This is a genomic window from Streptomyces sp. T39 (genome assembly GCF_008042045.1).
In the GTDB taxonomy this organism is placed as follows: domain Bacteria; phylum Actinomycetota; class Actinomycetes; order Streptomycetales; family Streptomycetaceae; genus Streptomyces.
The window spans coordinates 3,416,626-3,429,422 of the sequence record NZ_RDBP01000012.1; the positions used below are offsets into that span (position 1 = coordinate 3,416,626).

General features: G+C 74.1%; 12 protein-coding genes and 1 pseudogene. 4 read left to right on the forward strand and 9 right to left on the reverse strand.

Features of this window, described 5'->3' with window-relative positions; genetic code table 11:
- Positions 1-58 precede the first annotated feature (58 nt).
- The gene (locus EAO77_RS16470) at positions 59-448 is read right to left on the reverse strand and encodes a VOC family protein (RefSeq protein WP_147988711.1); all 390 of its coding nucleotides are present in this window, start codon (positions 446-448) and stop codon (positions 59-61) included.
- A 286-nt stretch (positions 449-734) separates the two neighbouring features.
- On the opposite strand from EAO77_RS16470, the gene EAO77_RS16475 reads away from it, so the two are divergent.
- Positions 735-1,109, forward strand: coding sequence for a hypothetical protein (locus tag EAO77_RS16475; RefSeq protein WP_147988712.1), 375 nt, complete (start codon positions 735-737; stop codon positions 1,107-1,109).
- 16 nt (positions 1,110-1,125) lie between these two features.
- Here the strand turns inward: EAO77_RS16475 and EAO77_RS16480 are convergent, their stop codons facing one another.
- The gene (locus EAO77_RS16480; protein ID WP_147988713.1) at positions 1,126-1,506 is read right to left on the reverse strand and encodes a MerR family transcriptional regulator; all 381 of its coding nucleotides are present in this window, start codon (positions 1,504-1,506) and stop codon (positions 1,126-1,128) included.
- 83 nt (positions 1,507-1,589) lie between these two features.
- Here EAO77_RS16480 and EAO77_RS16485 point away from each other — a divergent pair, with 83 nt between their 5' ends.
- On the forward strand, positions 1,590-2,501 hold the full coding sequence (locus EAO77_RS16485; protein ID WP_147988714.1) for an NAD(P)-dependent oxidoreductase: 912 nt from the start codon (positions 1,590-1,592) through the stop codon (positions 2,499-2,501).
- A 292-nt stretch (positions 2,502-2,793) separates the two neighbouring features.
- Here EAO77_RS16485 and EAO77_RS16490 read toward each other — a convergent pair whose 3' ends face one another.
- Positions 2,794-3,630 (reverse strand): endonuclease I family protein, encoded by an 837-nt coding sequence (locus EAO77_RS16490; protein ID WP_147988715.1) that lies wholly within the window; start codon positions 3,628-3,630, stop codon positions 2,794-2,796.
- A gap of 375 nt (positions 3,631-4,005) precedes the next feature.
- Between EAO77_RS16490 and metG the strand changes: the two genes are divergently transcribed.
- Positions 4,006-5,652, forward strand: coding sequence for a methionine--tRNA ligase (gene metG, locus EAO77_RS16495; protein ID WP_147988716.1), 1,647 nt, complete (start codon positions 4,006-4,008; stop codon positions 5,650-5,652).
- Positions 5,653-5,796: 144 nt separating this feature from the next.
- Here the strand turns inward: metG and EAO77_RS16500 are convergent, their stop codons facing one another.
- From EAO77_RS16500 to EAO77_RS16515, 4 genes are all read right to left on the reverse strand, one after another.
- The gene (locus tag EAO77_RS16500) at positions 5,797-6,903 is read right to left on the reverse strand and encodes an NADAR family protein (protein ID WP_147988717.1); all 1,107 of its coding nucleotides are present in this window, start codon (positions 6,901-6,903) and stop codon (positions 5,797-5,799) included.
- A 52-nt stretch (positions 6,904-6,955) separates the two neighbouring features.
- A complete protein-coding gene (locus EAO77_RS16505; RefSeq protein ID WP_147988718.1) occupies positions 6,956-7,804 on the reverse strand; it encodes an alpha/beta fold hydrolase in 849 nt (282 codons plus the stop codon).
- A gap of 274 nt (positions 7,805-8,078) precedes the next feature.
- A complete protein-coding gene (gene aceB / locus EAO77_RS16510; protein ID WP_147988719.1) occupies positions 8,079-9,701 on the reverse strand; it encodes a malate synthase A in 1,623 nt (540 codons plus the stop codon).
- Positions 9,702-9,942: 241 nt separating this feature from the next.
- Entirely contained in the window at positions 9,943-10,554 is a 612-nt protein-coding gene (locus EAO77_RS16515; RefSeq protein ID WP_147989172.1) for an NTP transferase domain-containing protein, read from the reverse strand.
- Between the two features lie 275 nt (positions 10,555-10,829).
- Between EAO77_RS16515 and EAO77_RS16520 the strand changes: the two are divergent.
- Positions 10,830-11,138, forward strand: a pseudogene (locus tag EAO77_RS16520) (DUF5955 family protein); the annotation flags it as partial.
- 291 nt (positions 11,139-11,429) lie between these two features.
- On the opposite strand, the gene EAO77_RS16525 reads toward EAO77_RS16520, so the two are convergent.
- Both EAO77_RS16525 and EAO77_RS16530 read right to left on the reverse strand, forming a co-directional pair.
- Positions 11,430-11,831, reverse strand: a complete 402-nt coding sequence (locus EAO77_RS16525) for an ACT domain-containing protein (protein ID WP_147988720.1) — start codon at positions 11,829-11,831, stop codon at positions 11,430-11,432.
- Positions 11,832-11,861: 30 nt separating this feature from the next.
- Complete coding sequence (locus EAO77_RS16530) at positions 11,862-12,692, reverse strand: hypothetical protein (protein ID WP_147988721.1); 831 nt, start codon at positions 12,690-12,692, stop codon at positions 11,862-11,864.
- Positions 12,693-12,797 lie beyond the last annotated feature (105 nt).

Below are 12,797 nucleotides of genomic sequence, written 5' to 3' on the forward strand. Positions count from 1 at the left end.
GATGAACGCCACCGGGGGCCGCACCCCCGTTCCGGGGTGCGGCCCGAGGGGGTCGGCGCTACGCGTCCCAGCCGCCGTACGGCACGGTGATGAGTTCCATCGCGTGGCCCGACGGGTCCATGAAGTACACGCCGCGGCCGCCGTCGTTGTGGTTGACGGTGCCGGGCAGCTCGCGCCGGGGGTCGGCGTAGTGCTCGATGCCGCGCTCCACGATCTGCGCGTACGCCGCGGTGAACTCCTCCTCGGAGACGAGGAAGGCGTAGTGCTGCGGGGTGATGCCGTCCGCGGGGACGGTGGCGAAGTCCAGGGTGACGCCGTTGCCGAGGGCGACGGCGATGAACGGGCCCCATTCGCCGGTGATCTCCAGGCCGAGCAGGCGGGTGAGGAACTCCGCGGATTCCCGGTTGTCCCGGGCGTGGACGATGGTGTGGTTCAGATCGACTGACAAGGAATGCCTCCGAGGGCATCTCCTGACACCTCCATGCCTCACCCGGCCGGTGACCGACACGCGATGTCGCCGTGGATCATAGCGGGGCCCTGCGGCCGGTGCCGGGGGCGAGGCGCTTCCCCGGCGTCCCGTATGCTTTGAACGCGTTCAAGAACGTCGTTCACGGAAGGCCTTCCTGAACCGCGTTCATGAGTCGCGTTCGAGAACGCCGTCAAGGACGCGATCGTCCCGCGTCCCCCTCCCCGCTCGCGCGGACACCGCGCGGCGCACCGGTATCGGAGACACCATGGCCCGCATCCCCGCCCCCTGCCGCGTCGGCCGCCGCACGCGTGCGACGGCGCTCGGCTACGTGGCCGCGGCCGGGGCCGGTGCGCTGGTGGTCGGGGCGATGGACCACCCGGACCCGGGCACCGCCGTCCTGCACCTGGCCACGTTCCCGGGGTCCGTCGTGGTGGGGATCGCCGCCTGGTGCCTCGCCGGACTCCTCGACGTCGCGCCGTCCACCTCCGACGCGGAGCCGGGACTCCTCGGCCGGATGCTGCCGTTCGTGCTCGGGGCCGTGGTGAACACGCTCCTGGTGTGGGGCGCCGTCGCCTTCGGCCGCACGGTGGCGGGTGAACTGCGCGAGCACCGGCGCCACCGGAGCCGCGGCGGCGCGTGAGCCCTGCGGGCCGGGATCAGACGCCGGTCGGGGCGGTCTCCCGCGCGCGGCGTTCCGTCGTCTCGATGTAGTGGCGCAGGGCCGTGCGCGAACGTGCGAGGGTGTCGATCTGCTCGTCGAGGCCGGTGAGCCGGGCGCGCAGGGTGTCGATGAGCTCGTCGCAGGGGGTGATGTCCGGGCCCGGGCCCGTGACGCAGGGCAGCATGTACGCGATGTCCTCCGTGGACAGCCCCGCTTCGAGCAGCTTCCTGATCTGGCGCACGGTCAGGACCGCGTCCTCCGTGTACTCCCGGTAGCCGCTGGCCCGCCGCAGGGGCTGGAGGAGCCCCTGTGCCTCGTAGTAGCGCAGTTGGTGGGTGCGTACCCCGGTGCGCCGGCTCAAGTCCCCGATCAGCATCGCCGTTCCCCCTTGACCTTCATACCGGTGTGAATGTCGAGGATTCTGCCACGGAAGCCGAACAGGCAGGGAGCAGCACACTCATGACACAGCATCAGTCACCACGCCCCACCCGGGTCACGGTCATCGGCCTCGGTCTGATGGGGCAGGCCCTGGCCGGGGCGTTCCTGCACGACGGCCTGGCCGTGACCGTGTGGAACCGCACCGCGTCCAAGGCCGACGACCTCGTCGCCAGGGGCGCGCGGCGGGCCGGCTCCGCCCGCGAGGCGGTGGAGGAAGCGGGGGACGGCGGACTCGTGGTCGTCTGCCTCACCGACTACGACGCGGTCCGCGAGGTCCTCGACCCGCTGGGGCCGCTGCTCGACGGGCGGGTGCTCGTCAATCTCACCTCGGGGACGTCCGCGACGGCCCGCGAGACGGCCGCCCGGGTGGCCGGACACGGCGGCACGTACCTCGACGGCGCGATCATGGCCACCCCGGCCGGTATCGGCGCCGACGACGCCACCGTCCTCCTCAGCGGCGACGCCTCGGCATGGGCCCGGCACGGGGACACCCTGCGCCTCCTCGGCGGGGGGACGGCCCACATCGGCGACGACCACGGCCTCGCCGCCCTCTACGAGATGAGCGTGCTCGGCCTGATGTGGAGCATCCTGAACGGCTTCCTCCACGGGGCCGCGCTCCTCGGCGCCGCGGGCGTGCGGGCCGAGGCGTTCGCCCCGGTCGCGCGGCACGGGCTCGGGACCGTGTCCGGCTGGCTGTCCGACTACGCCCGGCGGGTCGACGCGGACGACCACACGTCCCCCGACGCCACGCTCGAGACCCATCTCGCGACCATGGACCACCTCGTGCACGAGAGCGAGGCGCTCGGGGTCGGCACCGAACTGCCGCGGTTCGTACGAGATCTGGCCCGGCGGGCCGTCGCGGCGGGCCACGGCGGCGACGAGTACTCGGTGATGATCGACCTGTTCCGCAAGCCCACGGGAGCGCCCGGGTGAGGTGCGGGGCCCCGGGCCGGTGACCCGGGCCGCCGGACGGAGGGAACGGGGGCGTCGCGGCCGGACCGTGCGGGGGGCGGCCCGGCCGCGGGGGGCGGGGTGCCGTCGGCCCGGACGCGGTGGTGGCGGCCAGGAGGCCGCCACCACCGCGTCCGGGTGCGCGGCCCCGAACCGGTGCGACCGCAGGTACCGCACGTTCCCTCCCCCGTGGGAGACCTGGGCGGTGGCGTGCATTCCGCCTCGGTCCCCGTGGGGGCGCGCACCCCTCGGCGTCAGCGGGGCCGCGGGCGCGCTACCAGATCGACTCGACCCACTCCGGGTGGTCGATGAACGGGTTCCGGTTGCCCTGGTAGGAGGCGTATATGACCTCGTTGCGGCGCTGCTCGAACGCGTCGGGCGGGTCCTGGAGGTTCCACTGCTTGAGGACGCTCAGCCTGCCCATGTACGGGGCGCTGCCGTTGTTCACGTTCCCGTTGACCTCCAGGTCCGCCCAGCCGTCACCGCCCTCGTACCGGACCGCCATGTAGAAGATCATGCGGGCCACGTCGCCCTTGTCCGCGTTGCGGGGCTCGAAGGAGTCCGAGTCGGTGAGGCTGCCACCGCCGCCGGAGACGGTGCTGCCGCCGGTGTCGAAGTCCTTGTTGCCGCGGATGCTGTTGACCTGGACGTCGGTCGGGCGCAGATGGTGGATGTCGGTGCCCGGTCCGGTGGCCGTGCCGAAGTCGCCGTGCGACTTGGCCCAGACGTGCTCCCGGTTCCAGTCGCCGGCGTCGCCGCCGTTGAGGGACTTGCTGCGGGAGCCGCCGGAGTAGAGCAGTCTCACGTTGGCGCTGTTGTTCGGGTCCTGGTCGGTGGCCTTGAGGGCGTTCCAGACGGCCGAGTAGGACAGCTTGGTCTGGTCGCTGATGATCGTGTGGAGCGCGTCCTTCAGCGCCGCGCCGGACGTGCCGAGGGCGTCGGCGTAGTAGGTGTCGTCGTACGCCGTGGCGGCGGTGGCGCCGGCGGCGGAACCGGTCGAGGGCGCCGGGGTGGCGGCCGCCGCCGGCAGGGTCAGCGCGGCCACGGCGGTGAAGGCCGCCAGACCGCCGAGTGCGGGGGATCTCCAGCGTCGGGCGTGGGGCGCAGGCATGGGGGGACCTCCGGTCTACGCGGGTTGAATGAGCCGGTAGTCGGAGGGTGACATGTGCATGTGAATCTGGGTGTGAACGACGGGTGTCGGATGTGTGGCGGCTTTCGGGAGGGCCGCCCCCCGCGCGCCGCGTCCGGGCGAAATGCCGCCTACCGCGTGCCTGTTCTGGGCGGAGTCCGGTGGCCTCGGCCGAAAACCCGTGGCCCCCGCCCGCGTTCCGCCGCTACCGTCGGCCCATGACCACGCACACGTTCCGGATGATGCCCCGCCACAGGGGCTGCTGACACGGACGTGTGACGTACCGAGGCCCCGGGAAGGGGCCTCGCCGCCGTGCGCGCTCGGAGCCCGTCCCGGTCGACGGAGAAGGAACTCCCCATGACCGACGCGCCACGCACCTACATCACCACGACCATCCCGTACGTCAACGCCCGCCCGCACCTCGGCTTCGCCCTCGAACTGGTGCAGGCGGACGTCCTGGCACGCCACCGCAGGCAGGCGGGCGACGACGTCCGGCTGCTCACCGGCACCGACGACAACTCCCTGAAGAACGTCATCGCCGCCGAGGCGGCCGGCGTCGGTGTGCAGGAGTTCGTCGACCGGAACGCGGTCGCCTTCGAGAGGCTCCGCGACCCGCTGTCCCTCTCCTTCGACGACTTCATCCGCACCAGCAGCGACCCGCGCCACCGCGTCGGAGTGGAGCGGCTGTGGCAGCGGGTCGCGGAGGCGGGCGACCTCTACCGCAAGCACTACGAGGGCCTCTACTGCGTCGGCTGCGAGCAGTTCTGGACGCCCGAGGACCTCGACGGCGGAAACTGTCCCGAACACGGCACACCACCGCGCCCCGTCGCCGAGGAGAACTGGTTCTTCCGCCTCTCCCGCCACGCCGACACCCTGCGCCGCCTCATCGGGGACGGCACCCTGCGCATCGAGCCCGCCTCCCGCCGCAACGAGGTGCTCGGCCTGATCGACGGCGGACTCCACGACTTCTCCGTCTCCCGCTCCCGCACCCGCGCCCGCGGCTGGGGCATCCCCGTGCCCGGCGACGACGACCAGGTCGTCTACGTGTGGTGGGACGCCCTCGGCAACTACGTCACCAGCCTCGGATACGGCACCGGGGGCGAGGACTTCGACCGCTGGTGGGCGGGGAGCGGACGGCGGATCCACCTGGTGGGCAAGGGCGTCATCCGCTTCCACGCCGTGTACTGGCCGGCGATGCTGCTGTCGGCGGGGCTGCCGCTGCCCACCGACGTCCTCGTCCACGACTACCTCACCGTGGAGGGACGCAAGATCAGCAAGTCGGCCGGCACGGTCGTGGATCCGGCGGATCTCGTCGCGCGGTACGGGACCGACGCGGTGCGCTGGTGGCTGCTGCGTGACGTACCGCGCGTCGGGGACGCGGACTTCACGGCCGAACGCCTGGTGCAGCGGCACGACACCGATCTCGCGGGCGGCGTCGGCAACCTGGTCAACCGGATCGTGACCATGGTCCACCGCTACCGGGCGGGCAGGCCCCCGGCCGTGCGCGGCGGAGACGTCCCCGGCGTCGCGCGGGTCGTCGGCGTCGCGCGGGTCGGCGGAATCGCCGCCGTCTCGGAATGGCTCGCCCGTGCCGTGGAGGAGAGCGCCGGACGGGTCGGATCGGCCCTGGAGGACTACGACTTCCGGCAGGCGGCCGCCGCCGTGTGGACCGTCGTCGAGGAGGCCAACCGCTGCATCGACGCCACCCGGCCGTGGGTGCACGCACGAGCGGAGAAGGACGGCGACCGTGCGTCGGCCGAGCGGCTCGACGACGTGCTGGGCGCCCTGCTGGCGAGCTGCCTCGTGCTCGCCGAGCGGCTGACGCCGTTCCTCCCGGACGCCGCCGCCCGCATCACCGCGCAGTGCACGCCGGTGGACGGCGTGCTGCCGCCCCCCGCACCCCTGTTCCCCCGCCTGTCGGACACGGCGGCGCGGCCCGCCGAGGCCGGACAGGAGACGGGGGGACAGGGGACGGCGGGACGGCGCGCGGTGGCCGGCGCCTGAGGCGGCCGGTGGGCGCACGGTGGGGTCCCGGCACTGGAGCGCCTTCTGACGGTTCTCCAGCTCGGCCGACCGCTCCCGCAGCTGCTCGGTGAGCGCAGGGGCCCCACGGCGGCATCGGGGGCCGCCGTGCCCGGAGCGCCCGGATCAGCCGAGACCCGCCCGGTGGGCGTGGAGTTCGGAGCGGACCAGTTCGAGCAGACGGCCCGTCCAGTTCCGGCCACGGCCCCCGTTGGCACCCCAGAAGAACGAGTCGTCGTCGTAGAGGAGTGTCGCGTCGGCGGTGCCGAGGAGGACGTCGGCCAGGTGCGGGTGCTGGGTGAACTTGGCCCGCAGCACGCCCGTCATCACGTGCGTGCGGACCAGTTCCCAGTCCTCCCGGCGGACGGCGTCCGCGGCCAGCTGCCGCGCGGCGCTCGCCGACGGTGCGGCGGCGATCGCGGCCCGGTCCGCCGGGTCGGCCGCCGTCTGCGCCCAGTACGCCTGGTCCGCGGAGGGATGGACGACTCCGCCGACGGTGACGGGGGCCGGGTAGTCGTTGCGCAGCCCTTGCTTGCCCGGGGCCGGCGACGGGCGCAGGGGGTGGCTGATGGGGAGGTGCAGTGCCGGGGCGTGGCCCTCGGCGGGGCCGTCCGCGGGTGTCCGCGGGCCCTTCGCCGCCCGGCGGTCGCGTTCCTCGAAGTAGGCGACCGCCTCGTCGTACTCCTCCTGGTCCACCGGCTCGCCGGGCCAGCGGTCCGTCTCGCCGCCGACCCCGGCGAGCAGGACCTGGAGGGGGCCGTCCTTGCGGTCCATGTCGCCCAGGGCGTAGTGGCGCTGGGTCTCCGGGATGGCGAGATAGGCGGCGCGGGCGGCGGACCGCTTCTCCTCGGTCCGGTCGGCCAGGAAGGCGTCGACGGCGGCCAGGCACCGTCCGGTGGAGTCCGGCCGGTGGTTCAGCTGGTCGATGGTGTCGCGTACCTCCGCGAGCAGCAGCTCGGGCGTCAGCCACGTCCGCGGTCCGGTGAAGCGCCAGGAGGCCAGGTCGTGCGCCGAGGCCTCTGCCCCGTCCGGGAGTTCGGTCGCGACCCAGCCGCTGCGCAGCTTCTCCTCGAACTCCTCCAGCGTCACCAGGCCCCAGCAGTCGATCAGCCCGTCGGCGTAGATGAACAGGTCCGTGAGGAAGTAGTCGCCGTTGCGGATGAACGCGGGGCGCCAGGTGCCGGGCACGCGGACGCCGTCCGCCGTGCGATGGGTGACTCGTCTGCCGATCATGGGGCCATTGTGCCGGGCGCCGCCGGTGGGGTGGGAGCCCGGAGCGGCAGTCTCAGGCGCCGGCCAGGAAGGACGTGACGGCGGCGGTGAACTCCTCCGGGGAGTCGTGCCAGGGGAAGTGTCCGGCGCGGGGCAGCACCACCGTGGTGGCGCCGGGGTACGCACGGGCCGCGGCGGTGACGGGGCCGGGCGGGGCGGCCACGTCGTACTCCGCCGCGACGACCAGGGTCCGGCCGCGGAAGGCGGACAGCGCCGCGCGGACGTCCGCGGGGTCGTACGCGCCCGGCGCGTCGTGGCCGGCCGCCGCCTCCGGGTTGCGCTGCGCGGCGCCGGCCGCCCGGTGCTCGCGGGCCGTCTCGTCCCACCGGCCGTGCGAGAGAGGCGCGGCTGCCTCCCAGTCCGCCGCCGTCGCCTCGCCCGCGGCGATGGTCTCCATCGCGGCGTAGGCCTCGGGGAACCACGGCTCGCCGTCGCGCAGCCGGGCGACGTCCAGCCGGTCCTGCGGCGTCACCTCTCCGCCCGTGGTCCCGACGGCCGGGGTGACCAGCACCAGTTCGGACACCCGCTCGGGCAGACGGGCGGTGTACAGCGTCGCGAGCGCGGCCCCCGCGGAGTGCCCGAGGAGCCGGATCCGCTCCAGCCCCAGGTACTCGCGCAGCGCCTCCACGTCGTCGACGAGGCGGTCCACCCGGTACGACGACGGGTCCGCCGGCACGCCGGACGCGCCGGTGCCGCGCAGGTCCAGCCGCACCACCCGGTGCCCCGCGTCCGCGAGGCCGCCGAGGTCGCCGAAGTACGCGGACGCCCGCATCGGCCCGCCGGGAAGGCAGATCAGGGGCTCACCGGCCCCGGATTCGTGGAAGGCGAGAACGGTGCCGTCGGGCGCGGGGAAGGTGTGCATGGCCCGACCCTGTCAGGGCGGCGGGAGCGGGCGCAAGGCGCTACGGGCGCGGCGGCGCCGGAGGGCCACGGGGCGTGCGCCCGGTACCGCGGCGGTACCGGGCACCGCGGCCGGAAGGCGCCGGGGCCCGCCTGGACCGGCGGCCGTGCGGGTGCCGGTCGACGTTCCGTCAGGTGAGGGGCCCGTCCGGACCGGGTGTCCGCCCGGGCCCGGGGCGGAGCCCCGGCAGAGCCGCCGGGTCCGCCCGTCCGCCCGTCCGCCCGGGCGGCAGCCCTCAGCCCGTGAGCTGCTCGTACGCCGGGACGGTGAGGAAGTCCTCGTAGGTCTCGTCGAGGGCGACCTTCAGCAGCAGGTCGTGCGCCTGCTGCCAGTGGCCGGCGGCGAACGCCTCCTCACCGGTCTCCTCGCGGATCGCGGCGAGTTCCTCGGCGGCGACCTCGCGGGCCAGCTCGGGCGTCGCGCGCTCGCCGTTCTCGAAGACGACGCCCGCGTTGATCCACTGCCAGATCTGCGAGCGGGAGATCTCCGCGGTCGCGGCGTCCTCCATGAGGTTGAAGATGGCGACGGCGCCGAGGCCGCGGAGCCACGCCTCGATGTAACGGATGCCGACCTGGACCGCGTTGCGCAGACCGTCGTAGGTGGGCCGGGCGTCGAGGGAGTCGATGGCGATCAGATCGCCGGCCGCCACGGAGACGTCCTCGCGCAGGCGGTCCTTCTGGTTCGGGCGGTCGCCGAGGACCGCGTCGAAGGAGGCCATCGCGATCGGGACCAGGTCGGGGTGGGCGACCCAGGAGCCGTCGAAGCCCTCGCCGGCCTCGCGGTCCTTGTCCGCCTTGACCTTCTCGAAGGCGAGCTTGTTGACCTCGGCGTCCCGGCGCGAGGGGATGAAGGCCGCCATGCCGCCGATGGCGTGGGCGCCGCGCTTGTGGCAGGTGCGCACCAGCAGTTCGGTGTAGGCGCGCATGAACGGGGCCGTCATCGTGACCGCGTTGCGGTCGGGGAGGACGAACTTCTCGCCGCCGTCACGGAAGTTCTTGACGATGGAGAAGAGGTAGTCCCAGCGGCCGGCGTTCAGGCCCGAGGCGTGGTCGCGGAGTTCGTAGAGGATCTCCTCCATCTCGTACGCGGCGGTGATGGTCTCGATGAGGACGGTCGCGCGGACGGAGCCCTGCGGCACGCCGACGTACTCCTGGGCGAAGACGAAGACGTCGTTCCACAGACGGGCCTCCAGGTGGGACTCCGTCTTCGGGAGGTAGAAGTACGGTCCCTTGCCGAGGTCCAGCAGCCGCTGGGCGTTGTGGAAGAAGTACAGGCCGAAGTCGACGAGCGCGCCGGGCACGGCGGCGCCGTCCACGGTCAGGTGGCGCTCGGTCAGGTGCCAGCCGCGCGGGCGCATCACCACGGTGGCGAGCTCCTCGGCGGGGCGCAGGGCGTAGGACTTGCCCGACCCGGGGTCGGTGAAGTCGATGCGGCGTTCGTAGGCGTCGATCAGATTGAGCTGGCCGAGGACGACGTTCTCCCAGGTGGGGGCGGAGGCGTCCTCGAAGTCGGCGAGCCAGACCCTGGCGCCGGAGTTCAGCGCGTTGATGGTCATCTTGCGGTCGGTGGGTCCGGTGATCTCCACACGGCGGTCGTCCAGGGCCGCGGGCGCCGGGGCGACCCTCCAGGAGTCGTCCGCGCGGATCGCGGCGGTCTCCGGGAGGAAGTCCAGCGTGGAGGTGCGGGCGATCTCGGCACGGCGCTCGGCGCGGCGGGCGAGCAGCTCGTCACGCCGGGGCGTGAACCGCCGGTGCAGCTCGGCCACGAACGCGAGGGCCGCGTCGGTCAGGACCTCGTCCTGGCGGGGCAGGGGCTCGGCTTCGACGATGGCCAGCGGGGACGGCGCTGGTGCGGACATGAGCTGTCACTTCCTTCAGCGAACTTCACAGGCTTCGCAGACGTCACGGGCGGTGCCGGGCGGTCGCCGGGTCGCCGAACGGCACTCAGTGCCAGGGCTCCGAGGTACGGCCGCGGGCGCCGTCTGGGGTATCAGGCGCTTCTGAACAGTGGATAGTAGTTACCGCATGGTGGAAGTTCAATGGTTTGTTGATGTCGAGATTCTCCGGTTCGAGGGAACATGGCGCACCGTGCCACGCCGCTCACTCAAGGTGGCGCAGGTCCGCGGGCGTGTCGATGTCGTACTCCTCGGCCACGTCGCCGCACTCGATCTGCGTGATCGCCTCCTCGTGCTCCCTCAGGTACGCGCGTGCCCCGCGGTCCCCCGACGCACTCGCCGCCACCGCCTCCCACCGGTCGGCGCCGAACAGCACGGGATGGCCGCGCCGGCCGCCGTACGCCGCCGTCACCAGCGAGGTCCGCGACCCGTACGCCCCCGCCACCCGCGCCACGGCGGCGGCCCCGATGCCGGGCTGGTCCACCAGCAGCACCACCACCGCGTCCGCACCCGCCGGCGCCAGGGAGGCGAGCCCCGCCCGCAGCGAGGAGCCCATCCCCGAAGCCCAGTCGGGGTTCACCGTGACGGTGCACCCGGAGAGCTCCGCCTCCTGCCGCACCCGCGCCGCCGCGGCCCCCAGCACGACGTGAACCGGGCCGCAGCCTCCGTCGCGCAGCGTGCGCACCGCGTGCTCCACCAGGGGCCTGCCGCGATGCGGGAGCAGTGCCTTCGGTCGCCCGCCGAGCCGCCGGCCGCCGCCCGCGGCGAGCAGCAGCCCCGCCACGACGGGCGTCTCGGCGGAGCCGGGGCCGCTCATGTCCCGGCGGGCGGGGGAGGTGTCGTCGGTCCGGTCGTCCACGCGGTCTCCTGGGGCTTTCGGGGTGGTTCGGGCGGGTGCGGCGACCGCCGCGGCCGAACGCACGGCGAACACGTCGCGCACACAGTCGATTCCACGCCGTCGTCGATGTCCAATTCCGTCCGCACTGTGGCGCGCCCCGGCTCGGATGGCGTTAACTTGCCCGCACCCCTCGGGCGGGTCGCCTGTCCGCGGGGTTCCGGACGGGGGCACGATGACGTGCGAGGGGCTGGGCTTTGTTGCGGAGCGTGGGGCAGACGCGGGTGACACGGAGCGGCGAGGACCCGAGAGCGGCGGAGTTACGTGCTGCCGTCTCCCGGCTCCGCCGGGAGCTGGCGGGACATCCCGCCGAGTTCGGTGACCGGGCGATCGCCGAGGACGAACTGGCCGTACTGGCGGCGATGGTCGCGGCCGGCGATCCGGAGGTCCGCCGGATGCGCAGATCGCTGCTGCTGATCGCGGGCGCGGTCGGTTCGGTGAGCGCGCTGTCGCCCGCGCTGATGCAGGTGCGCGCGGCGGTCGACCTCTTCGCCGAGCTGCCGCGCCCCGCGGGGCCGGCGCCCTGCGGGCCCGGCGCCGGGCCGGGGCCCGCCGCGCCCGGAGACTTCCCCGGCACCTGGCGGCACGACGACCCGTCAGGGCCCTGAGCCGCCCGGCGGGAGCGCCGGCGAGGAACCCACGGGACGCCGTTCCGTGATCCGTGCCGGGCACGTGGCCCGGCCGGACGGCGGCCGGGCCGCGTGCCCTCGGTGGGCGTGCGCAGGACGCCCGCGCAGGGTGCGGCGGCAGCGTGACGCCCGGCCGGGAGCGGCGTCGCACGTACCTCCCCCGGGGGGTCAGGCGGCGGATCCGCCGGACAGGTCCGCCAGGAGTGCCACCGCGTGTTCCGCGTGCTCGTGGGGCACGAAGAGGTGGTCGTGGTGGAAGCCCGCCACCACGTTGCAGCTGAGGCCCGCGTCCGCGAGCGCACGGGAGACCGCGGCCGTCAGCCCCACGGCGTCGAGCGCCGAGTGGACGCGCAGGGTGATCCAGCCCGCCACGTAGTCGTACGCCAGCCCTGCCGCGTCGGCGGCCTCCTGGGCGACGACCAGCGTCAGGCCCTCCTCCTCGGCGACGGTGACCACGGGCGCGACCCCCTCGGGCACGCCCTCCGGCACGGTCGTGAACACGTACCGTCCGGGCCGCAGCAGAGGCCGCATCCCGCTCAACAGGGTCCGCAGATCGCTTTCGCCGCTCATGGCGCCCAGGCTACGGCGGGGCGGGGCGTGTCACTCGCCGCCGCAGCCGCCGCACCCTCCGCAGGAGTCGCCGCCGATGTCGTCGGCCCAGGAGCCGTCGGGCCGGCTGCCGGCCCGACGGGGCTCCGGGGCGGGGCGGGGCCGGTGCTTCGAGGCGATCACGGCGCGGCGCGTGCTCTCCGGCACGGCGCCGCGGGCGCGCTCCACCTGGTCCCGGCAGTGCGCGTCGAGCTCCGGCCAGCGGCGTCTGCCGTCCCCGGGCCACAGGGCCGACACCGCCCACAGGACCGTCCAGACGATCAGGCCCACGAGGAGCCACGCGGCGGGCCGCGCGTCCTCGGCGAACGGCACGGGCGCGTCGGCCAGCAGAGCGTGCAGGCCCATGGCGAGGACGGACATGGCGGCGAAGGCGGCGATCAGGGGTCTGCTGAGGCCGGTCGTCATCGGCAGCCCCGCGTCCCGCTCCTTCAGCAGGGTGCGGAATTCCTCGAACCGGGGGTGGTCCACGATCTCGTACACCTTCACGCCGGGGGCGCCCCCCGCGCCCCGGATGAACGCGGCCAGGACCGGGTCGCGCGGCATCCTGCCGGGGGAGGCGAGCCGCACCCCTCCGTCGTCGGCGACCCTGAGCAGCCCGTCGGCGGCGAGGACGAACACCGCCGCCTCCGCAGCGTCCCGCACCTCACCGGTCAGCTGCGCCGCACGGACCGGATCCACGCCCCGGGCCGTCATGGCGCGCACCGTCCGCCGCCGCTTCCGGTCCCGGACGAGGCAGTACACGCCGCGCAGTGCGTTGCATCCGGCGAAGATCAGCAGCCAGAAGGCCAGGACCCCCTCGCCGCCCGTCGGCCACCAGTCCACCGTGTGCCCCCCAGCTCTCGGTGCGCGGCCCCCCGGCCGGCCCGGCGGTGGTCGGCCGGGGGGCCGCGCACCGAGAGCTGGGGGGCACACGGTGGACTGGTGGCC